Genomic DNA, 23,028 nt, shown 5'->3' with positions numbered 1-23,028 from the left:
GCCGGTGGCGTGGCTGCGGGGAAGAAGGATTTTTGAGACAGTAGTGATCAGCGAGCTGCCAGGAGGTTCGATGTCGGAGAGCGCCCAGCACGAGGAGCGCCGCGCCCGCATCTCGGTCGAGGTCCGCCGTTGGTGCGAGCATGCCGCGATCGACGGTTCCCACGATCTACTGTCGGACGCGGCTGCCGTACTCATCGCCGCGGGATACCTCGATGCCCCCACCCGGCAGATTCTCACCAACCGACGTCGGGCAGGCCGGACCATCCCTTCGATCGGGGGATTCGGAGCATTGCGCCTGCTCGTTGACGAATACCACCAGGCTGTTCGTCGAAGCGACACTGTGCGGTCCCGGCCGGGGCAGCTGTACTACAAGCACCGCGCGACCGAGTTGGGCAGGAAACTGGAGTCGTATCGGTCCGCGGTGGTGACTTCGACGGCGCACTACGGGAACGGTGTCTGGGCGATGCGCAGGGACCGGCGGTTGGGTGTCCACCTCGACTTGGGTCAACGCGAGGCCTTGTTCGAGGCCTTGCAACGAACGCCGGCACCCACTACCGGGGCGCCTCTCGGGCGCGTCGGAGACTTCGCACGGGGTACTGTCGCGAGACGGTTGAGCCAAGCAGCTGAGAAGACCCCGATGGCGGCAATGGGGCGCCGGGCGGCAGACGCCATCGGCCGCGGCGCCGTCCACGACCCAGACAAGGTTGCCGAGGACAAGTTCACCGACCGCTACGACACGCTGTTGTACCTGGCGGGGACGCTCTTCGATCAGATCGACAGTTCCCCCTTGTGGCACTCGGGCCACTTCGAGGTCCAGCGGAGCCAACTCGATCTTGCCGAAGAACTGACTCAGATCGCCCTCGACACAGTCGACCTGCGCGGAATCATGGGTGAACTCGACGAGGCGTTACGCGCCACCAGCTCCGAGAGCGGGCTCAAGCAGATCAGGGGGCGGCAGAGCGCGCTGCACTCTGTGTGGGATCAGTTGGTAGAACGAGTTGCAGCTCTGGCCCGGATCGGTGACTTGCTCTCGCGTGCGGAGGTGCAACTGCGATCTGTGCTGGCAGTCAACAAAGCCGCGAGCCTAGACGATCGCATCGACGATCTCATCGCGCGGTCCGGCGACCGTGAGCTGTCCGCTGAGAACACACACTATGTGGGGGACCAGTTCGACGGTGTGGAAGAGATGATGATCGCCTATCAGTCCGCGCTGTACGGGGACATTGCCGAACTCACATCGTGGTCGTCTGGCCAATCCTGATAGGCGGCTCAGATGCGGCCGCGGCCAACTCGACCGTCGAACTGCAGACCGGCGCACCGAAGGGCTCGGACTGGTTCTAGGCGAGTTGGCCGCGGACAGTGACTGCGTCAGATGCCGAATCAGGCCGGCGGGCAGGCGGGGGAGGTCAGCTGCGCAATCGCAACGATGGCGCACGCCGTCTCCGTCGACAGCTTCCACGTCCCGTCGTCTCCGGGCACGAAGTTGGCGGGCAGAGTGTTCGGCTGCACGTCTCCGTTGATCGTCAACTGCAGCTGTGCGGTGGCACCGCCGTCACCGTTGTCGATCACCGGGTCCAGAACCTCGACCTGAGCCCCGGCCTGCTGCGCAGCAGCGGCGACCTGGTCGAAGAGGTTGGGGTCCTGCTCCGACCCCTGCACCATGGCGATCTTCTCGTCGAGCGGAGTCGCCGGGTCGAGGCCCTTCATCAGCAGAGCGTTGAGCTCGGCAGCGGTGGGCAGCGGGGGTGCGGCCACGGTCTCGGTCGTGGTGGTCGCGGCCGCGGTGGTCGTGGTCGGGCTCGCGTCGTTCGAATCGTCGGAACCACATGCGGCCAGCGTCAGAGCAGCAGCGATCGCCACGGCGGCCACAGTCGTCTTGCGGGTAGTCAACTCAATTACCTCTTTTTCTCGGGATTCTCCGACTTCGTCGATCCGCGGACGCAGTGCATAGATCGCACCCGCATGGGTGGACGCGATCTGTGCACTACTGGTGCGGATCGATGGGACCATGTTCGCCCATCGTTCCCCTACTGTAGTGACATGGCTACCGTCTGGACGATTCCGATCGACATCACATCTCGCTGGCTCGACAATGCCGAGGTCCAGAACTTTCTTGCGTCCAACGACCTGGACAACGCCTCACCCGACCCGCTGGTGCGAATCGCGCAGTTCGCGGATGTGACGAAGTCGCTCCAGAGACACATCGGGCATACGTTCTCGTCGGTCCAGGGTGCGGCTACAGCGCTGTTCGACGGTATCGACGGTGGCGTCCCGGTGGCCCTGAAGCTTGCGGCCCTGAGGCTGATTCTCAAGGAGGTGTATCAGACCCGCCACGCACCTCAGCCGTTCTCGAAACGGGTCGCTGAGGAGCTCGGCACCTATGTGTATGCGCTCGTCGATCCGCGCAGCAGGTCCGTCTTCTATGTAGGTACCGGGCGCGGCAACCGGGTGTACGGATACGTGTGGGAGGCGTTGGCGGAGAACGAGCACCGCCAGACGCTCGAGGATTCCGAGCCCGACGGCGCCGAGGTGAGGGCGGCCACAATCGCCCGCATCCGACAGATATACGACTCCGGCCTCGAGGTCGAGCACTATGTCGTTGCACACCGGGTCCCCGACTCCGGTCGCATCGCGGACGCGGTGCAAGACGGACTGATCGGAGCTTTGGGGCTGATGGAGGGGTCCGTAGTCGCCAACGTCGCAAGCGGGGCACGAAAGCATCGGGCGATACCCATCGACGACCTGGTATTGCAATACGAGGCCGAGCCCGTGCCGAAACTGCCGACGCCCTGCGTGGTGCTCGAGGTGCCCGAGACGTCGCGGCGTGGAGTGACATCGGAGGAGGTCTACGAACTCTCCCGCGGCCCATGGGAGGCAGGCAGCGCCGTCCGCAACACCGAAGACATCCCGGTAATCGTGTTCGCAGACAACATCGTCCGCGCCGCCTATCGGGCCAATTCATGGTCTTCGGTCGCCCGACCCGGCGACACCGCACTCTGGCGTTTCACCGGAGAGTCCGATCCCGAGTTGGAAACCCAGTTCGTGAACAAGCGGATTGCCTCAGCGCAGGTAGGGCTGAGCAAGTGGCCGACACACGGCTGGGTCCCTCATCTCACTCACGCCCGCCCCGGCCGCTGACCCGAGGGTACGCACTGAGTATTGGTGCGCGAATCAATGGGCCGTACGAGTCGGTGGCTTGTGGTACACCTGAGCCGGTCGGATTCGGGGATCAAGGGGAGGTCTGGTGCTCGTACTGCATCGCGCGGAGAGTTCTACCACTCTCGCCTCGGAACTCGGCCGTGTGCTCGCAACACCGCTGTCCGATGCATTTGCCCGTGAGGTCGTCGCGGTCCCCGCGAAAGGTGTGGAGCGCTGGCTGACGCAGCGGCTCTCGGCCTCGCTCGGGGCCAGACCAGACGAGGGTGACGGCATCGCCGCGAACATCGACTTTCCATCACCGGCCCGATTGGTCGACGAGGCACTTGCGGCGGCAACGGGCCTGTCGGCGGACGACGACCCCTGGAATCCGTCCCGTGCGCGCTGGACACTGCTCGAGGTCATCGATGCCAGCCTTGGTGAACAGTGGTGCGCCGTACTCGCGAAACATCTCGGCCACGGCCTCTCGGAGCACGAGCGGGACCATCATCGCGTGGGCCGTCGCTACGCTACTGCAGCTCACTTGACCGAGCTGTTCCGGAGCTACGGCACCGAGCGGCCGGCAATGCTGGTCGACTGGGCACACGGGCGCGATACCGACGGGACGGGCGGACCCCTCGACGACGACCTTCTCTGGCAAGCCGAACTGTGGCGGCGACTCGGTGAGCGGATCGGCAGCTCCAGCCCCGCCGAACGCCTCGTATCGGCATGTGACGTGCTTCGCGCGGAACCGCACCGTGTCGATCTCCCCGACAGACTCTCGGTGTTCGGTCCGACGCGGCTCACAACCGCACAGATCGCGGTCCTGTCTGCGCTCGCGGCGAATCGTGATGTGCACCTGTGGCTTCCGCACCCGAGTCCCGCGATGTGGAGGGCTCTGAGGGAGGAACCTACGACCACATCCACACGCACCGACGACCGGACCTCGCTTGTTGTCGACCACCCGTTGCTGTCGAGCCTCGGTCGTGACGTCCGCGAACTCGAAGCGAGGCTGACCCGCCTCGACGCCGACGACGTGCATCACGCCGTGTCGCTCGAGCCGACCACCCTTCTGCGCCGGCTGCAGTCGGACATCATCGCCGATAGGGCGCCGGCACCGGTCGATTGCACCGACGACTCGATCCGCGTGCACGCCTGCCACGGTCAGGCCCGCCAAGTGGAAGTCATGCGCGAATGCCTACTGCACCTGTTTCAGGACCATCCCGACCTCCAGCCGCGCGACGTTCTCGTCATGTGCCCGGATGTCGAGTCCTACGCGCCGCTCATTGCGGCAGCGTTCGGTCAGAGCTTGCTCGAAGACTCCGGGCACCCCGGGCACGGAATGCGGGTTCGGCTTGCGGATCGTGCTCTGCACCAAACTAATCCGGTACTTGCGGTGGTCTCGTCTCTCCTCGATCTGGCGGATGGGCGGGTCACGGCAAGTCAGGTTCTCGATCTGACGGCGACCACGCCCATACGCCGACAGTTCCGCTTCACGGACGATGATCTCGAACGCATCCGGGAATGGGCGAGCGCGGCGGGTGCGCGCTGGGGGATCGGATTGCGCCAACGTGCTGCGTTCGGACTCGGGGATTTCCCGCAGAATACGTTCACCACTGCCCTCGACCGACTCCTTCTCGGTGCCGCCGCCGACGAGTCGGAGGGCACATGGCTCTCTCTGGCATTGCCGTTCGACGACGTCGACAGCAACGACATCGAACTCGCGGGAAGATTCGCCGAGTTCATCGATCGACTCGACGTCGCGCTGTGGGGGCTGCGCGGCTCACAATCTGTCGCGGATTGGTCGAATGCCCTGGCCCGGGCGCTGGATCTTCTGGTGGCGGTCAGCGATCGTGATTCCTGGCAGCTCACGCAGGCGCGGCGCGAGCTCGGGGCTGCGATGGAACACGGCGGCGAGGCCGTCCTGCGCCTGGCTGACGTACGGGTCATGCTGGCCGAGCTTTTTGCGGGCCGACCCACCCGAGCCAATTTTCGTACCGGGGAGCTGACTGTGTGCACGATGGTGCCGATGCGGTCGGTGCCGCATCGTGTCGTGATTCTCCTCGGACTCGACGACGAAGTGTTTCCGCGAGGCGTGAGCGTGGATGGCGACGACGTACTCGCCCGCAATCCACTACTCGGCGAGCGTGATCCGCGGAGCGAAGACCGGCAACTCTTGCTCGACGCGATCATGTCGGCAGGCGAGAAGTTGCTCGTGTTCTATACGGGGGCCGATCCGGTGACGGGTATGCCCCGGCCGCCGGCGATTCCGCTGTCCGAATTACTCGACACGGTGGCGATGACCGCCGGAGACGACGCCGTTCGCGACATCGTGATCCGGCATCCGTTGCAGCCGTTCGACGAACGTAACTTCCGCCGCGGCGACCCGTTCAGTTTCGATCGGTCCGCGCTTGCAGGCGCTCGGGCGGCGCAGCACCCGCCCGTTCCGGAATCGGCATTCCTGTCGACACCCTTGCGGCCGCCTCCCGGCGAGGAGGTTCCCCTTGCCGATCTCATTGCCTTTCTGGTGCACCCCACGCAGGCCTTTCTTCGCCAGGGGCTCAGACTGCGGATTCCCGAGTTGGACGAGGACATCGCTGACGGGCTCGACGTCGCGCTCGACACGTTGACGCGTTGGGATATCGGCCAGAGGATGCTTGCCGCGCGGCTGGCGGGTACCAGTCCCGCTGATTTCTGTGCTGCGGAATGGCGCCGTGGCACGTTGCCGCCATTCGAACTGGGGAAATCGGTCCTCGAAGACATCGAGCACGCGGTGGAGCCGCTCGTCGCGGTGAGTGCACCGGTTCATCGCGGTAGGGCCGAGACGATCGATGTGGACATCGACCTCGGCTCCGGTCGCCGCCTTACCGGAACCGTCGGGGGCGTGCACGGATCAGTGATCGCGAACACCATGTTCTCCAGATTGGGGCCGAAGCATCGCCTCACCGCGTGGGTGCAGTTGCTGGCGGTCGCGGCTTCCGGCTCGGGGGCACCGGGGGAACGAGGTGCGTGGGAAGGTAGACGCTGGACGGCCGTGACCACGGGGCGGGGTGCCTACCGACGTCCGGCGTGGCGATCGACGTTGACTGCGCCCGAGAACGCGTTGGAGGAATTGGTGCGACTGGTTGAACTGCGCGATTCGGGACTGTGTGCGCCACTACCTATCGCCACTGGCGCTTCCGCTGTGTACGCCGAGCGGCGGTACGGCGGGAGCAGCGTGGAAGATGCAATCGAGGCCGCACGAATGGAATGGAGACGGGATTTCGGCGATTCACACGACCGGCACATCACGTACGTGTACGGGTCGTCGCCGAGTATCGGCGTTCTCGGCGATTCGGCGACGATCGAAGACTACGCCAGGAAGCTGTGGGAATCGCTGCTCGCCGCCGAGAGATTGGCGCAGCCGTGAGCGGCACGCGAGGCTTCGACCTCCTCGGTCCGCTACCGGATGGAACGACGGTACTCGAGGCCAGTGCCGGGACCGGCAAGACGTTCGCAATCGTCGGCTTGGCCCTTCGCTTCGTTGCCGAGGCCGGCATCGACCTGTCGCAACTTCTGCTGATCACTTTCAGCCGGGCTGCAACACACGAGTTGCGTGAGCGGACCCGTGATCGATTCGTTTCTGCCGCAGTGGCATTGGGTGATCCGGCAAAGGCGAGAGTGTGTTCCGACGAGCTGATCCGGCATCTCGCGGACGCCGATGCGGAGGAGGTTTCCCGTCGTCGGCACCGCCTGCTACAGGCACAGTCGGACTTCGATGCCGCCACGATCGTCACCACCCACAGCTTCTGCCAGCGCGTGCTCGACGGACTCGGTACGGCGGGTGAGCGCGATCCTGATGCCGTACTCGTCGAGGCCGCCGATGATCTCGTCATGGAGGTAATCGACGACCTCTATCTCCGGGCCTACAGCCGCGTCGACGTCGCACCCTTCACCCTGGCAGAGGCTACCGAGGCGGCACGGGCAGCCATCTTCGACCCACAGGCCGTACTCGCTCCCGAGGATGCACACGGCACCTCGGCGGGGGCTCGTGTGGCATTCGCCGAAGCGGTCCGAGCCGAGGTCGAGCGTCGCAAACGGGCCGTGGGCCTGCGTGACTTCGATGATCTGCCGATGCTCCTGCATCGTGTGCTCGCCGACCCCGAGCACGGCGAAGAGGCGTGCCGGCGTGTGCGTGAGCGCTACAGGGCGGTGCTCGTCGACGAGTTCCAGGACACCGACCCCCTGCAGTGGGACATCTTGCGACTCACTTTTCACGGGCAGAGAACACTGGTGCTCGTCGGTGACCCGAAGCAGGCGATATACGCGTTCCGCGGCGCCGAGGTGCTCAGCTACCTGGAGGCTGTCAAGTCTGCCGACCATCACCACGAGTTGGGCACCAACTGGCGCAGCGATCAGGAGTTACTCGGCGGCCTCGACTACCTGTACGGCGGTGCCGCGCTAGGGCATCCCGGGATAGTGGTGCACGAGGTCGATGCGCCCGATGATCGACAGAAATCCCGACTCGCGGGTAGTGCGCCCTTGCGGGTGCGCTATCTGCCGCGAACCGGGGCCGGTCCGCTCAACAAGTCGGGATACCCTGCGGTGGGCCCTCTCCGGGAGCGAGTGGCCGCCGACCTTGCCGCCGACATCGTCAGGCTGCTCGGTGCAGGCGCGACGATCGATATCTCGGGTGAAACCCGCCTCGTGGAGCCCGGTGATATCGCGGTCCTGGTGCGCACCAACGCACAGACCGCCCTTGTATACGACGCCCTCACTCGTCTGGGCGTACCGTCGGTGCTCGCGGGAGGGGCCAGTGTCTTCACGACACCGGCTGCGCAGCACTGGCTCTGGATCTTGCAGGCCATCGAGCAGCCACACCGTTCCGACCGGGTGCGACTGGCCGCGCTGACCCCATTGCTGGGACGCAGGCCCGAGGAACTCGCTGATAGTGGAAGCGGCGACATCGTCGCCGAAATCGGTGCGAGTCTGCGCGAACTCGGTTCGGTATTCGTGCGGTCAGGTTTTGCGGCACTGTTCGAGCGTCTACCTGGGGCCGGCACGCTGGAAGAGAGACTGCTTGGTACTGCGGCGGGTGAGCGGGTATTGACCGATCTCCGGCACGTTGCCGAACTGCTCAACGCTGCCGCAGTCGAGGAGTCGCTCGGCCTGACTGCCCTTTCCCGTTGGCTCACCGAACGCATCAAGGATCCGTCCTCGGGAGGCGTGGACCGCAGCCGACGCCTCGACAGTGACGCCGCGGCGGTGCAGATCGGGACCGTCCATGCCAGCAAAGGGCTGGAGTTCCCGCTCGTCTATCTGCCCTATGCCTGGGACGCCGCCAAGGCTTCGAAGCCAAGCAAGCTCCTACTCCACGATGACCGCGGTAGGCGAATTCTCGACGTGGGTGGAGCCGATGGCGCCGGCTACTCCGAACGCAGGAGGCGTCACGACGAGGAGGAGGCGGGGGAGGAGCTGAGGCTGCTGTATGTTGCGCTCACCCGCGCAATGTGCGGACTGGTGGTGTGGTGGGCGCCGGCGATCACCACGTCGGGAGCGCCGCTGCACCGGATGATCTTCGGTCGACAGCCCGGCAGCCGAGATGTCCCGCAGAGGGTGGGTGTTCCGGAGGATCCCGTGGTCGCGGAGCGACTGGCGGCCTGGGGACGGACTGGGCCCGAGGCGGTGAGAGTCGAGGCTGTCGGCTCCGAACCGATCGACGGGACGCAGTGGGCACCGGAACGCGGGCCCAGTGAAGAACTGAAGGCCGCCAGTTTCGAGCGCAAGCTCGACCTGCGCTGGCGTCGCACCTCGTATTCGGCGTTGACCGCCTCCGCTCACGAGGCTTCCTCGGTAGGCAGCGAAGCCGAGGTCGAAGAAAAGGCAGATGAGCCGGCTGAGCCACCGCTGTCGGTGCCTACGGACGACGTCGCCGGTGTGCCGTCGACGATGAACGGGTTTGCGGGTGGTGCGGCGTTCGGCACGCTCGTCCACGCGGTTTTGGAGGTCATCGACACCTCAGCGAGTGATCTGGAAGCGGAGGTCGTCGAGCGCTGCCGGACCGTCACCGCGTCCGTGCTGTCGGAGGCCGATCCCGAACACCTCGCAGAGGCCCTGCTGCCGGTTCTGCGAACTCCTCTCGGCCCTGGGACCGATCGGACATTGGCCGACATCGCAACTACAGACCGGCTGGCGGAGCTCGAATTCGAGCTTCCGCTGGTAGGCGGTGACACCCCTTCACCCACGGTGACGCTCGGCGAGATCGGAATTCTGTTGGGCAGGCATCTGCCATCCGAAGATCCACTGCAGCCGTATGCCCAGGCCGTGCAGGATCTCGAATCGACCGAGCTGCGCGGCTACCTCACGGGCAGTATCGACGCCGTGCTGCGGCTTCCCGGACCGCGATACGTCGTGGTCGATTACAAGACGAACAAACTCGCGGAGGGCGACGAACTCACCACGGCGCACTACACACGCGAGGCAATGGCCGCGGAAATGCTCAGAGCACACTACCCGCTTCAAGCGCTGCTGTATTCCGTTGCGCTGCATCGCTATCTTCGTTGGCGGCAACCGGGCTACGATCCCGCGGAGCACCTTGGAGGGGTGCAGTATCTGTTCGTGCGTGGAATGGTCGGAGCCGAGACCCCAACCGGCTGCGGTGTTTTCGACTGGTCTCCTCCGGCCGCGCTGATCACCGAACTGTCCGATCTGCTGTCCGGTGCGGTCTCTCACCAGAAGGGGGCGCCGTGATCGACGTGAAAGTGGCTCAACGGGGTAAAGGCGTGCTGCGGGAGTTCAATGAGGCAGGTGTGCTCGTCGCCGCGGACGTGCACGTTGCCCTGCGGTTGTGCGCACTCGGTGGTGAGAGCTCGGAGGACGTGGCGCTGGCAACTGCGCTCGTAGTTCGCGCGGTGCGGGCCGGATCGGTATGTCTCGACCTGACACGGATTCGCGATGTGAAGGTGGACGAGCAGTCCGGCACGGATGTGGAGAAGCTGCCGTGGCCGGCCGACGAGGCAGTGGTCGCCGCGCTTCGGCGCAGCCCTCTGGTGACGGGTGGGCAGGCGGGGCCGCTGCGTCCATTGCGTCTCGTCGACACCGATAAGGGTGGGCTGCTCTATCTAGACCGCTATTTCCGGCAGGAGTCCACCATCCGGCGCATTCTGGATCAGCGAGCCCTCGGACATCCCGACGTCGACGAAGAGTCGCTACGCGAGGGGCTGGCCGAGTTGTTCCGCGATCAGGGTGACGCCACGTTGCCGTCACCTGCACCGGATCGGCAACGAATCGCGGCTGCCGTCGCCGCCACACACTGGACGTCAGTGGTGGTGGGTGGGCCCGGAACAGGCAAGACTCACACGGTTGCTCGGGTGCTGGCCCTATTGAGGCGGCAACCGGGGCAGAAACGGATCGCGCTCGCCGCACCCACCGGCAAGGCCGCCGCCCGGTTGCAGGAATCGGTGCGCGAACAGTCCAGCACAGTCGGGTTGCCGGATGACCTGACGGCAATGACGCTGCATCGGCTGCTGGGCTGGCAGCGCGGGGCGGCCACCCGGTTCCGCTACAACGCGACCAACCATTTGCCGTACGACGTGATCGTGGTCGACGAAACGTCGATGGTGTCACTGACGATGATGTGCCGCCTTCTCGAGGCCCTGCGACCGGATACGCAGTTGGTACTCGTGGGTGATCAGCATCAATTGGCGTCCGTCGACGCCGGCGCTGTGCTCGCTGACTTGGTGGAGCGGCCCGTGCCCGCAGCGCGGAATCCGGTGCTTGGCAGGGTCGTCGGCAAGGATCTCGAAGCATCGGATGGTCCTCGCGAAGTCGCCTTGAATGACGACGAGCGAGACCAACTCAGTCGGGGAGTCATACGGCTGAGCCGAGGGCGTCGATTCGACGAGACAATTGCAGAACTGGCTGCTGCGGTGAATAACTCGGATGAAGACCGAGTGATGCAGATTCTGCGCAGTGGGGATTCGGCGGTGTCATTCCATCAGCCTGAAGATCTGGATGCGCTGAAATCGGATGTGACAGAACTGGCCAAGGCGGTCACGGACGCGGCTGAGAGTGGTCGTGCCAAAGTGGCGTTGGAGGAGTCGGCGAAGCACCGACTGTTGTGCGCGCATCGGGAGGGGGAGTACGGCGTGCAGCGGTGGTCGCGCAGGGCGATCGAGTGGTGCGGAGAAACATTGGGGCACAGGCTCAATCCGGATCTCTGGTATCCGGGTCAGCCGCTTCTGGTGACGGCCAACGATCACGAGACCCGGATCTACAACGGCGACACCGGGGTGATTGTGCGGCGCGGTGATGGAAAGCTTGTTGCCGTCTTCGAGCGCGGTGACCAACCGTTCGAGCTACACCCGACACAGTTACCCGCGGTGCAGACGGCATATGCCATGACCGTTCACCGCAGCCAGGGTAGCCAGTACGACACGGTATCGGTGGTGCTGCCGGAGGCGAAGTCGTTGCTGCTGACCCGCGAGTTGTTCTACACGGCGATCACACGCGCGCAAGCGCACGTACGAATCATCGGGACCGAGGAATCGGTGCGTGCGGCGGTGCGCACACGGGCGCTGCGGGCGAGCGGACTGGCGAGGGCGATCTTGCCGGTCGGCGAGAAACCGACACCGCATGAGGGCGACCGAGGCCGACGCTGAGAGACGAGCCCTTCCCGCGCCGACGGAGGGTCGACGCGACACGAGATGTGGTGGGTTTGCGGAGTATCAGCGTCCGAGATGCGGCGCAGGGGCGTGTTGCCTGCCAGGGAGAGTTTGGTGTGGTCGGAGTGCAGGTCCCGGGTGCGATTCCTGTGGCCGGATTTCGGGACCGGGGTGGAATCCCTGCGGTCCAGGAACATCCCAGGGGAAGAACTCCTGATAATTCTGCGGTGGAGGCGGGACGGCGGGATCCGAGACCATGGTCGAAATCGAGCTGTCGACTCCGAGAGGAGCGTTGACGTTGGTGGAAGCCTGCGCCGCCGGAATCGTGGCCACCGACATCGCGGTACATCCGAGGGTGCTGACAACTAGCCGTCGAATATTCATCTGTTACCTCATTCTGGACTTCCGCAGAGCAGCGAAACGTCCATCCGCGGTGTAGCCCCGCGGCACTGGTTGTCGGCGAGATCATTGCGCCGACTGTGAAGCAGGACCCACGAGCCGTGATATGGCCTGGTCGCGATGCGGCCGATGGCTGTGTTACTCGTTTCTCGATCGAGGGGCGCACGCTCACGCTTCGATCGCCACATGATTATTGACGAGTTCAGCAAGCGTGAAGTGTTACGAGTGCATCGGTGTCACTGCTAGCGAATGGAAGAGACTTGTCCATGGGGGCGCCCGCCGAACAACGAGCATGCCTTGACCGGCTGCCGATCGCCGAGACATCAACTGCGGTCGGCGAGCGCCCATGGACAACTGAGCAGGCCTGGTGTCAGGCCTGGGACGCAGACACGTACTGCTGGCTCAGAAGATTCCGAAGGGGCCGAGGCCGAATCCACCGAAGCCGGGACCGAATCCGAAGCCTTCGCCGAAGCCGCCAAAGATGCCGGGCTCGAGGAACGGTCCTCCGAACATCCCGCCGAACGGCCCGATTTCAGGTGCCAGGAACGGAGCTCCGTGGTCAGGTCCAGCCTCCGGTGGGACGTGGCTCTCGGGGTTTCCGTGGTATGGCTGGTAGTCCTGAGGCCCTACCGGCCCGATAGGGTTGTCCTGAACCTGGTGCTCCAAGGGGGCAACGTCAGGTGCCGCCGGGGGCGTCATATTCAGGGCATCCGTCCACTCGGCCGGAATGCTGTTGGAAATTTCCGGTGGAAGGAAATCAAAATGCGTGTCCGCCTGCGCCACCGGCGCTGCGACCATCGAAATCGCGGCACCTCCGATGACGCTGAGAACCAACCGTCGGGTCTTCATTTGCTACCTCGCTTTGGGGGGTGGGGCAGAAAGTGCATACCTCTCGCGGTATCGCTTCATGACTTCAATCCTGCCTGTAACGATGGTAGCAGCGTTGTGTGACTTAGGTCTCTGAGCGCAGCGTCTGGGCTGATGACGAGGCTGAATGACTGCCATTGCTAACGGATTCTGGCGTTTTTTGAGAGTCGGAGACTCGGCCGAAAATCGCGTCGATAGCGTCGGCGATATTCCCCCAAATTTCACTTTCCGGATCGATGACGGAAAAGTGATTTCCGGGTCCTTCAATCAATTGGACGTTATCGGTAGTTTCGGCAGCGGCAGCGACGAATTCCCTGCTGATTTCGAGCAGGTCCGGCTCATCCTGCGTGCCACAGGCCACGAGTTGGGGTATTTGGAGCGGTAGTCGGTCGATTGGTGACGACTGCTCGTACGTTGCGCGGTCGTCGGGCCAGCGGCCACCGACCGCATTCGACACGGCGCCTCCACCGAGCCCGCGTTCGTCCGCCAGGCGTAGGTCCAGTACTCCGGCCAGGCTCACGGCGAGGGCGGGTCGAACTGTTGCGGTTGCGGTTTCGGTGTCGGCAACTGCGTCGGCCGCGGCGCGTAGGGCAAGTTGCCCGCCCGCGGAATGTCCGAGGACGACGACACGCTCGAGGTCGGCCTCCGGAATGGTTGAGACGGCCTGCAGCGCGTCGGCGACGTCGGACGTCATTGCCGCCCATCCGTTCTCCTTGGACCTCCGGTACTCGACGTTCCATGTGAGGTAACCGCGATTCGTCAGGTCGACTGCCAGCGCATCCATGAGATCAAGTTCCCAAGGCGCTCGCCAATACCCACCGTGAATCAGCACTGCCACAGGAAAGAGGCTCTTCCCGTTGGGAATCCGTAGTTCACATCGCTGATCCCGGTGGCTGCCGTATCGGACGATCGTCCCGGGGTGAAAGCGGTGGTGGTACCAGCCGTCGACCGCATAGCGGAGACCTTCGAGTCCCCGGCCGCGAATGTGCATCCGGGTGTGATCGCTGCGATCTTCCGGACAATCCCCGAAATCGAGGCGAATGACACCGCACTCGGGAGCGGAGAACGTGTTCCCGGCTCCCGGACTGACGATGAACTCACCGCGGTCCGCTGCTGCCGAAGCGGCGGCGTAGAACTCGGTAGTGTCCGCAGCGAACGTCATCCGCGCGGTCAACCCGCGCTTGTCTGCTGCCCTACTCGCGAGTTCTGTCGCGGTTCCGGGGTGTGCCACGGACCCTGGAGCGAAGATGATGTCGAGGTGGCGGGACGAGTCGTTCATGTCTGCACGGTACGGCACTTCGCTCGTTGGGTAACGTATTGCTAGCGGACGCCAGAATTATGTAATATTCGAGAACCGTCCAGCGAACGTCAGTTGCGAGGATCGTCATGAGCGTGCATGCAAACACCAGGGCCATGGAGAAGGGCATAGTCACCGACTTCGGATCCCGGATGAGCTACGGTTCGTATCTCGACCTGGACACGCTGTTGAGCGCGCAGAAACCGGTCAGTCGGCCGGAACATCACGACGAGTTGCTGTTCATCATTGCGCATCAGACCACCGAACTCTGGCTCAAGCTCGTCCTGCACGAGACGCTTGCTGCCAGAACTGCTTTCGATGAGGACGATATCGGCAGAGCGCTCAAGTGCGTGGCGAGAGTGAAGCACATCCAGAAGACACTGACCGAGCAATGGTCGGTGCTCGCGACGCTGACACCGACCGAGTACTCGGAGTTTCGTCATTTCCTCGGCAACTCGTCCGGCTTTCAGTCCTATCAGTACCGCGCGGTGGAGTTCGTGCTCGGCAACAAGAACGCGGACATGCTGCAGGTCTTCGAATCCGACAGCGCTGCACACGATCTGCTGGCCAAACTCCTCGAAGAGCCGAGTCTCTACGATGCGTTCTGGCGCTGTCTCGCTCGGCGCGGCTACGACGTACCCGCATCAACTCTCCATCGCGACGTCAGCGTGGCATACACAATGAACGAGGAATTGATGCCACTCGTCATCCACATTTACGAGAACAATGACGAGCACTGGGAGGTCTACGAGTCTTTCGAAGAGTTCGTCGACCTCGAGGAGAACTTCCAGCTCTGGCGCTTCCGCCACATGCGCACGGTGCTCCGGACCATTGGCATGAAGTCCGGAACGGGAGGATCGAGCGGAGTGGGATTCCTACAGAAGGCACTCGAGCTGACTTTCTTCCCCGAGTTACTGGCCGTTCGCACTGAGATCGGACGCTGATGACACTCTCGAATAGTTCACTGCTGGACCGGGCCGAAACCCTCGATGCTTCCGATCCGCTCCGTGCCTACCGGGATCTGTTCATCGGTGTGGACGATCCGTCGGTATCGGCTTACCTCGACGGGAACTCGCTCGGTCGCCCCACCAAGGCGAGCGCCGAACGGATCAACTCGTTCGTCACCAACTCATGGGGCGGCCGGCTCATTCGCGGATGGGATGAGCAGTGGTACGAGCTTCCGATCACGATCGGTGACACCCTCGCCGCCGTGACTCTCGGAGCGGCCGCGGGGCAGACCACCATCGGCGATTCGACGACCGTCCTGCTGTACAAGCTGGCGCGGGGGGCACTTGCATTGCGGCCGGGTCGATCCGAGATCGTCGTGGACCGCGACAACTTTCCGACGGACCGGTATGTAATGGAGTCCATCGCCGAAGAATTGGGTCTGACGTTGCGGTGGATCGACTCGGATCGACGTGGCGGCGTCAGCGTAGACCAGCTGTCGGCTTCCGTCTCCGACCAGACGGCGCTCGTCGTTCTCAGTCATGTCTCGTACCGCTCAGGATATCTGCTCGACGCCGCTGCAATCGCTCGCGTGACGCACGAGGTAGGTGCGCTTCTGCTGCTCGATCTGTGCCACTCGGTGGGCTCGGTTCCACTCGAACTCGACAAATGGGGCGTAGATCTGGCGGTCGGGTGTACCTACAAATATCTGAACGGCGGTCCGGGATCGCCTGCGTTCGCCTATGTTCGTGCCGAGTACCAGCGGGACTTCGTGCAGCCGATCTGGGGTTGGATGGGCCGCGACGATTCGTTCGCGATGGCACAGGGCTACGAGCCGGCGCCGGGCATACGTCGGGTGATCAGCGGGACGCCGCCGATCCTGGGCATGATCGCCCTGCAGGACACCCTGAACCTCATCGAAGAGGTGGGGATGGGGGCGGTTCGGGCCAAGTCCGTCGCGCTGACCGAGTACGCGCTCGAACTGGTGCGCGAGTTGCTGGTTCCACTTGATGTGGAGATCGGATCACCAGAGGATGCTGCCGAGCGAGGTGGGCACATCATCATCGATCACCCTCGGTTCGAGTCCGTGATCGCGCGGCTTTGGCACAAGGGCGTCATTCCGGACTTTCGAGCACCCCGGGGACTGCGCCTTGGTCTCAGTCCGTTGAGTACGAGCTTCCGCGAGGTGTGTGTCGGGGTTGGAGCGATCCGTGACGAACTCGCCGACTGAGCCTGCGAGCGCGATCCTCGACGATTTCGATTCGCGTCCCGGCAGCGCAACATCGCTGATTCGAACCGTCCTCGGCGCCTACGTGCGTGACTTCGGCGGATCGGTGGTCATCGCCGATTTCGTAGAACTGATGCGCGCCGTCGGCGTCCCTCCCGAATCGACACGCATAGCGGTGACACGCCTGAAGAAGAAGGGCGTGCTCGTGCCACGCGTACGTGACGGACGAGGCGTGTACGAGGTGACAGAGCAGGCCGAGGGGATGTTCGCTCGCGGAGATCGAAGAATCTTCACCTTTCGCCAGATGAGGGAAGGCGATCCGTGGCGGTTGATCTCCTTTACCATCCCAGAATCCCAACGGGCGGCGCGGTACCAGCTACGCAGAAGGCTCGGCTGGATCGGATGTGGAACCGTGTCTCCCGGGCTGTGGATCGCCCCTGAGTATCTCGCGCGTGAGATAGCGGGTGTCGTCGACGCATTGGGTCTTTCCGAATTCGTGACGACGTTCCTGACCACCTCGTTGTTCGTGCCCGGCTCGATGGGAGACGCAGCGGCACGGTGGTGGGATCTCGAAGCCCTCGCTGCTCGCCACCGAGAGTTTCTCGAGCACCACCAATGGAGACTTGATGCCGGAGAAGACGTTTCGCCGCGCGAAGCGTTCGTCCGTTTCGTTCCACTGCTCGACGAGTGGCGCATCATTCCGTATGTCGATCCTGGCCTGCCGACCGCGATGCTGCCCGACAACTGGCCCGGATCCGACAGCGTTCGTTTGTTCGCTTCAGCCCGGGACCGCTACCTCGCGCCCAGCCGGGGCTGGGCGCGAAGCATTCAGGGTGGAGTGCTGACCTAGGTGGCGGCCGCATCAGGACGTGATCCCGCCTCTCGATCGGGCGGAAACGTCATCCCGTCACTGGGCGTACCGACAGCTGGTCGACACCGATCCCTGTCTGCGAGCACCCGGTGGAGGGGTAGGGGACGAACACAGATCCGGTGTCGCCGGGTGGATAGACCCGGAATCCGGCCACCGGTGCGGGTCCGCACGTCTCGGCTGGATAATTCTGCACGACCGTGGCGCGCACGGCGGCGGTCACACTCGCACCCGGGGTTACTGTCACCGGACTTCCCGACCCGTCGTCCCGGGTAGCGGCGGATCCCACCTGCGCACCGCCCGGTGCTGCTACGTATGACACCCCGGGGTATCCCTGCAGAATGCAGGTGCGGCTGCCTGTGTTGGTGAAATCGAGCGAGATCTCCTGGGACCCGGCGGCCCCTTCGACGTGGCCGACCGTCACCCTCAGTTCATCGACGAGACAGCGGTCGGAGCGCGGAGTCGCCCCGCCCGTTGCCGGAGGCGTGCTCTCCGATGACGGTAAGGCAGTGCCGGCGGTCGGGGAGGCTGTGCCGGTAGCTTTCGAGGTCGCCTCGGTCGAACTGTCCGGGGAAATTTGGCCAGTTCCGGACTCGTCCGCCCCACACCCTGAGGCGGTGAGTACGGCGAAGAGTCCGAGTGCCGCGACAAGGGCAGATAAAGGTGATTGCTCGACCATTGCTGGCTCCTGCGTTTCGGTTTCGGGTATAAGCTCGCGTCGGATGGGGATACTCGATGCTGTCATGGAGGCTGAGCGATGAGTGGAGTTCAGGACCGGACCAAGATTTATGTCGGCGGGTCGTGGATCGATTCGCAGGGCTCAGGCCGTATCGAGGTGTTGAATCCGGCCACCGAGGAGGTAATCGCGCGGGTCGCAGAGGGCACTCCCGAAGATGTCGATCGAGCTGCGGCGGCTGCTCGCGCAGCCTTTCCGGCATGGTCGGCGCTCAGTGGCAAGGAACGCGGCGAGTACCTCGCCAAGGCGGCCGCCATCATCAAAGAGCGAATCGAGGAGTTTTCCGCGCTGGTTTCGCGGGATATGGGTATGCCTCTCGCGCTTGCCAAGCCGGTTCAGATCGGCATGCCGCTCGCCAATCTCGCTGCCTTTGCCGAACTCGCCACCACCTACGACTTCGACGCGCATGAAGTGGGAAATTCACAGGTCGTGCGTGAGCCGATCGGAGTCGTCGGGGCGATCACTCCGTGGAATTTTCCGCTCCACCAGGTAATTCTCAAAGTGGGAGGAGCCCTGGCCGCAGGCTGCACGGTAGTGCTCAAACCCACCGAGGTGGCGCCGCTGGCCAGCTATGCGCTCGCGGAGGTCTTCGACGAAGTCGGCCTGCCGGCAGGCGTGTTCAACCTCGTCAGTGGTTACGGGCCCGTCGTGGGCGAGGCCATCGCGGGGCATCCAGAGGTCGACATGGTTTCCTTCACCGGTTCCACCCGGGCAGGCAGGCGAGTTGCGGTGGTCGCGGCCGAGACGGTCAAGAAGGTTGCGCTCGAACTGGGCGGCAAATCCGCGAACGTCATTCTCGACGACGCAGATCTAACGAAGGCCGTCACCGATGGTGTGGCCAAGTGCTTCATGAACTCCGGTCAGACGTGTTCGGCGCTCACCAGGATGCTCGTTCCGTCGGACAAGGCGGAGGAAGCCGCTGCCATCGCGGTCCAGGCGGCGCAGAACTATTCTGTCGGCGATCCGACATCCGCCACGTCATCGCTCGGGCCGTTGGTGAACTCGAATCAATTGAAGAGGGTCCGCAACTACATCGAGCAGGGTATTGCCGAGGGTGCACAGGCTGTACTCGACGGCCGAGAGACTGGTCAGGACTCGGGCTACTTCGTCGGGCCTACCGTATTCAGCGGTGTCACTGAGGACATGACGATTGCCAAGGAGGAAATATTCGGTCCCGTCCTCTCGATCATCGGGTATCGGGACGAGGACGATGCCATCCGGATCGCCAACGGAACCGTGTACGGTCTCGCAGCCGGCGTCTGGTCCGGTGACCAGGAGCGTGCGGACCGCGTGGCGCGTCAGTTGCGCGCTGGACAGGTTGAGGTGAACGGGGGGGCCTTCAACACCAACGCTCCGTTCGGGGGATACAAACAGTCGGGAGTCGGCCGTGAGGCGGGGGTGCTCGGGTTCGAGGAGTTCCTCGAGATCAAGTCAATCCAGCGATAGACAGTTTCGACTGCTTCGTCGTTGACCGCTTGTTGCGCCGGTCAGCTACCGAATCGGCGTGAAGTATCCCTCTGATGGAATCAGCGAAGGTGGCGGAGTCGTGTATCAGCCATCCGTGCCCACCCTTCACCATCAGTACCTGTGGGTTACGGAGCGCTTTTCTGATCGAATGAAAGCTGGCGGCCGGGATCACACGGTCTCCTCGTCCCCACAGCAGGGTGACGGGTAGTCCGCGATCTGCGAGGACGGCGAGTTCGCGGCGTAGGTCCGCGCGCCTTGCGAGATGCGCCGTACGCCATGTGGCGCCGGGGTCGCGCAGCACATTCGGTATGAAGCCGGCGACCAGCGACGTCGCCGTCTGCGCCATGGTCTTGAACGGCAGCGCCTCGCCGAGCGCCGAAGCGCCCCAATCCCAGATAGGTCTTTCGTCGATGGGATGGACCCCCGAGCCATCGGGAGACCACTGTCCTCCGCCGACGGAGTTGACGAGAACGAGTCGAGCGACTCGGCCCGGAAGGTCGTGGGCGGCCTGAATGGAGATGCCCCCGCCGAAGGAGTGGCCGACCAGGACCACTGGCTCGCTGATACCGGCATCGTCGAGGTATCGGCCCAGCCAGGCCGCGTACCCAGCGATCGAGCGTTCCTCCGGCGGGAGGTCCGGAGTCCCGCCGAAGCCGGGGAGCGTCGGGGTGATCAGCCGATGCCCCCGCTCGGCAAGCCTGGTGAGGCAACGCTTGTACACGCGAGGGGTAGCACCCCATCCGTGTACGAAGACGACGGGTGGACCCTGCCCTGCGATTCGGAGGGCCGGTGCCTCGTCGACGCCGGGAGCTTCGAAGACGTCGGGTTCGATGATTTGGGTCACAGACATGTAACAAAGCGTGGGCTAAGTGCCTGGGTGTTGGGACCGGTCGAATTACCCATAGGCGTACCTATTTTTACTCGTTGTTGGGTAAGACCGTGGGTTTTGCTCTCCAGAACGGGCATCCGCATATCATATGGATAGGCATGCTTGTGGGCAAGGTGACCGTTGCGTGTTCCAGTTGTGACCGGAATGTTATAAGAGTCTCGTCCGAGTGTATGGAATCTCACTTTGACACCATCTGAAATCCGAAGGACCTAGCTCAATGGCCAAGCACAGATTGCGTCGAAGCAATCATCTGCGGAAATCAACAGGCGGATTCCTGGTCGCCGCTGGCATGGGAATGGGGGTGTCCTTGCTTCCCGTTGCCTCGGCCGCGGCAGCGCCCGTGACCATCCCTGGAATCGGAACGTTCGACATACCGGGTCTGCCGCCAATGCCCTCACAGCTGAACCTGGAGCCACCGCCGCCGCCCCCTCCGCCGCCGCCCCCTCCGCCGCCGCCCCCTCCGCCGCCACTCCCACCATTCTTGGCGCCGAAGCCACTCCCGCCGCTCCCGGTACAGAAGCCACTCCCGGCGCCGGAGCCACCGCCGGCGCCAGTGGTCACTCACGGTGCACGAGCTCTTGCCGCGGCCAAGTCGAAGATCGGGTCACCCTACGTGTGGGGCGCGACAGGTCCCAATGCGTTCGACTGTTCCGGGCTGGTTCAGTGGGCCTATCGGCAGGCGGGTGTATCGGTTCCGCGAACCACCTATGACCAGGTGAACGCCGGGATACCTGTGGACCGGAACAGCTTGCGCCCGGGTGATGTCGTTCTGTTCAACGGCGCAGAGCACGTTGCGCTGTTCGAAGGAAACGGCATGGTCGTACACGCATCCACCAGCGGGCAGCCCGTGAAAGAGGCGCCACTCGATTCGATGCCGTTCTACGCTGCACGACGTTTCTAGCAGCGCCCTACGAGTTGCGGATCAGGTCTGACGCCCGTTCACCGATGAGCACTGATGGAGCGTGGGTGTGCCCGCGCACAAGGGTCGGCATGATCGACGCGTCGGCGACACGCAATTTGTCGACGCCGCGCACTCGAAGTTGCGGGGTGACGACGCTGGCGGAATCGCTACCCATTCGGCACGTTCCGACCGGGTGGTAGAGCGTTTGGGCGTTCTCCTCGAGCGCTCGGGAAAGCGTCTCCTCGGGCGGCGTTCCCGGCGACACCGTAGGACGAATCATGTTACCCAGCTTCGCCTTCAGTGCAGGAGCCGATGCCAACTCCTCGCACTGTCGCAGTCCTTCGAGCATTGCTTTCCGGTCCGCGCCGCCTCTGTCACTGAGATAGCGGGGGTCGATGATCGGTTTGGCGAACGGATCGGCCGACCTGAGCGAGATTTCTCCGCGACTCTCGGGCCTGAGCAGGATGGCTCCGATCACCACACCGTGACAGGTCGGGGGAACGAGCGCCTCGTCGAAGAACGGTCCCGGCGCGAAGATCAGTTCCAGATCGGGCAGAGTCAGATCGTCACGACTACGCGTGAAGCCGTATGCCTCACCGACATTCGAAGTGAGCATGCCCCGACGGCGGGTCAGGTAGTTGAGTAACTCCGGGATCTTCTCCGCCGTGAACAGGGTGTCCGATTCGGCACCGTATCCGAGAAACGACACGAGATGATCGAGCAGATTCTTCCCGACCCCTGGAGCGTGGTGCTGCACCGAGATTCCGTGCTCACGCAGTTGGGCTTCGTCACCGATACCCGAGAGCATGAGGAGTTGGGGTGTGTTGATGGCACCGGCGGCAAGTACCACCTCCTTTGCGGCGCGCACCGTGCGCCGAGTGCCGTCCTTCTCGTATTCGACGCCGACGGCAGCCGACCCGTCGAAGAGAACCCGGGTAGCCTGCGCGTCGGTGACGACGGTCAGGTTCTTCCGGGTAAGGGCCGGTCTGAGGTAGGCGTCGGCGGTGCTCCATCGTGTGCCCCGCTTCTGAGTGACCATGGTCTGGGAAAAACCTTCGGGCCGGTCTTTGTTCGCCCGCTCGATCGGGTATCCGACTTCCTTGACGGCTTCGAGGAAGTCCCCGGTGAGGGCGCGCGGGCTGCGCTGGTGCGAGACCGCGATCGGTCCGATGTTCCCTTGGTTGGCCTGGGTAGCGTCCTGCACGCTCTCGATGCGACGGTAGTACTTGGCGACTTCTGCGAACGACCACGACTCGTCTGTGAGTTCGGCCCACTCGTCGTAATCGGATGCGAATCCACGTACCCACATCATGGCGTTCATCGACGACGAGCCGCCGAGCATCTTGCCGCGAGGCCAATAGATTCGGCGCCCTCCCAAGCCAGGCTGCGGTTCGGTGAGATAGTCCCAATCCAGTTCGCTGCGAAACAGTTTCGAGAAAGCGGCGGGAATGTGGGCGAACTTGTCCTTGTCCACGGGACCGGCTTCGAGGACCACGACCGAGTTGGCCGAGTACGAGCTGAGGCGATCGGCCAGCACGGCTCCCGCCGAACCCGACCCTACGATCACGTAATCGGCCACCGACAGTTCCTGGTTCATCGTTCGCCTCCACTTAGAACGGGGATGGGGGACGGGGATGGGGGACGGAAAGTGCGG

At 63.9% G+C, this 23,028-nt stretch carries 16 protein-coding genes; 10 read left to right on the top strand and 6 right to left on the bottom strand.

Features of this window, described 5'->3' with window-relative positions:
• The first annotated feature begins 70 nt into the window (after positions 1-70).
• The gene (locus BFN03_RS11985; protein WP_070380865.1) at positions 71-1,261 is read left to right on the top strand and encodes a hypothetical protein; all 1,191 of its coding nucleotides are present in this window, start codon (positions 71-73) and stop codon (positions 1,259-1,261) included.
• A gap of 119 nt (positions 1,262-1,380) precedes the next feature.
• Here the strand turns inward: BFN03_RS11985 and BFN03_RS11980 are convergent, their stop codons facing one another.
• Positions 1,381-1,890 (bottom strand): hypothetical protein, encoded by a 510-nt coding sequence (locus BFN03_RS11980; protein ID WP_084385772.1) that lies wholly within the window; start codon positions 1,888-1,890, stop codon positions 1,381-1,383.
• 150 nt (positions 1,891-2,040) lie between these two features.
• Between BFN03_RS11980 and BFN03_RS11975 the strand changes: the two genes are divergently transcribed.
• The 4 genes from BFN03_RS11975 (at position 2,041) to recD (ending at position 11,774) form a co-directional block, all read left to right on the top strand.
• Complete coding sequence (locus BFN03_RS11975) at positions 2,041-3,138, top strand: GIY-YIG nuclease family protein (RefSeq protein WP_070379183.1); 1,098 nt, start codon at positions 2,041-2,043, stop codon at positions 3,136-3,138.
• Between the two features lie 106 nt (positions 3,139-3,244).
• Positions 3,245-6,544: an exodeoxyribonuclease V subunit gamma gene (gene recC, locus BFN03_RS11970; RefSeq protein WP_070379182.1), complete on the top strand. Its 3,300-nt coding sequence runs from the start codon at positions 3,245-3,247 to the stop codon at positions 6,542-6,544.
• Entirely contained in the window at positions 6,541-9,864 is a 3,324-nt protein-coding gene (locus BFN03_RS11965; RefSeq protein WP_232320242.1) for a UvrD-helicase domain-containing protein, read from the top strand. Before recC ends, BFN03_RS11965 begins: the two co-directional genes overlap by 4 nt.
• Positions 9,861-11,774 (top strand): exodeoxyribonuclease V subunit alpha, encoded by a 1,914-nt coding sequence (gene recD / locus BFN03_RS11960; RefSeq protein WP_070379180.1) that lies wholly within the window; start codon positions 9,861-9,863, stop codon positions 11,772-11,774. The genes BFN03_RS11965 and recD overlap by 4 nt, the downstream gene beginning before the upstream one ends.
• Positions 11,775-12,578: 804 nt before the next feature.
• On the opposite strand, the gene BFN03_RS20450 is transcribed toward recD, so the two are convergent.
• Together BFN03_RS20450 and BFN03_RS11945 are read right to left on the bottom strand one after the other, a co-directional pair.
• Positions 12,579-13,025, bottom strand: a complete 447-nt coding sequence (locus BFN03_RS20450; RefSeq protein WP_070379178.1) for a hypothetical protein — start codon at positions 13,023-13,025, stop codon at positions 12,579-12,581.
• Between the two features lie 103 nt (positions 13,026-13,128).
• Positions 13,129-14,322, bottom strand: a complete 1,194-nt coding sequence (locus BFN03_RS11945; RefSeq protein WP_084385605.1) for an alpha/beta hydrolase family protein — start codon at positions 14,320-14,322, stop codon at positions 13,129-13,131.
• Positions 14,323-14,429: 107 nt separating this feature from the next.
• Between BFN03_RS11945 and BFN03_RS11940 the strand changes: the two genes are divergently transcribed.
• The 3 genes from BFN03_RS11940 to BFN03_RS11930 are packed head-to-tail and all read left to right on the top strand — an operon-like array spanning position 14,430 to position 17,363.
• Complete coding sequence (locus BFN03_RS11940) at positions 14,430-15,284, top strand: tryptophan 2,3-dioxygenase (protein WP_070379177.1); 855 nt, start codon at positions 14,430-14,432, stop codon at positions 15,282-15,284.
• On the top strand, positions 15,284-16,516 hold the full coding sequence (kynU, locus tag BFN03_RS11935) for a kynureninase (RefSeq protein ID WP_070379176.1): 1,233 nt from the start codon (positions 15,284-15,286) through the stop codon (positions 16,514-16,516). The genes BFN03_RS11940 and kynU overlap by 1 nt, the downstream gene beginning before the upstream one ends.
• Entirely contained in the window at positions 16,497-17,363 is an 867-nt protein-coding gene (locus BFN03_RS11930; RefSeq protein ID WP_070379175.1) for a PaaX family transcriptional regulator, read from the top strand. Before kynU ends, BFN03_RS11930 begins: the two co-directional genes overlap by 20 nt.
• Before the next feature lie 49 nt (positions 17,364-17,412).
• On the opposite strand, the gene BFN03_RS11925 is transcribed toward BFN03_RS11930, so the two are convergent.
• Positions 17,413-18,060 (bottom strand): DUF4232 domain-containing protein, encoded by a 648-nt coding sequence (locus BFN03_RS11925; RefSeq protein ID WP_070379174.1) that lies wholly within the window; start codon positions 18,058-18,060, stop codon positions 17,413-17,415.
• A 78-nt stretch (positions 18,061-18,138) separates the two neighbouring features.
• Between BFN03_RS11925 and BFN03_RS11920 the strand changes: the two genes are divergently transcribed.
• Entirely contained in the window at positions 18,139-19,563 is a 1,425-nt protein-coding gene (locus tag BFN03_RS11920) for an aldehyde dehydrogenase family protein (RefSeq protein ID WP_070379173.1), read from the top strand.
• On the opposite strand, the gene BFN03_RS11915 is transcribed toward BFN03_RS11920, so the two are convergent.
• Entirely contained in the window at positions 19,544-20,434 is an 891-nt protein-coding gene (locus tag BFN03_RS11915) for an alpha/beta fold hydrolase (RefSeq protein ID WP_084385604.1), read from the bottom strand. The genes BFN03_RS11920 and BFN03_RS11915 overlap by 20 nt on opposite strands.
• 256 nt (positions 20,435-20,690) lie before the next feature.
• Between BFN03_RS11915 and BFN03_RS11910 the strand changes: the two genes are divergently transcribed.
• On the top strand, positions 20,691-21,374 hold the full coding sequence (locus BFN03_RS11910; protein WP_070379172.1) for a C40 family peptidase: 684 nt from the start codon (positions 20,691-20,693) through the stop codon (positions 21,372-21,374).
• Positions 21,375-21,381: 7 nt separating this feature from the next.
• On the opposite strand, the gene BFN03_RS11905 is transcribed toward BFN03_RS11910, so the two are convergent.
• Positions 21,382-22,971 carry a GMC family oxidoreductase gene (locus BFN03_RS11905; protein WP_070379171.1) on the bottom strand — a complete coding sequence of 530 codons (1,590 nt, stop codon included), beginning with the start codon at positions 22,969-22,971 and terminating at the stop codon, positions 21,382-21,384.
• Positions 22,972-23,028: the final 57 nt, after the last annotated feature.

The organism is Rhodococcus sp. WMMA185 (assembly GCF_001767395.1).
GTDB lineage: Bacteria > Actinomycetota > Actinomycetes > Mycobacteriales > Mycobacteriaceae > Rhodococcus_F.
Note: the sequence above shows the minus strand (reverse complement) of the source record. Positions and strands in the feature narration are given on the sequence as shown.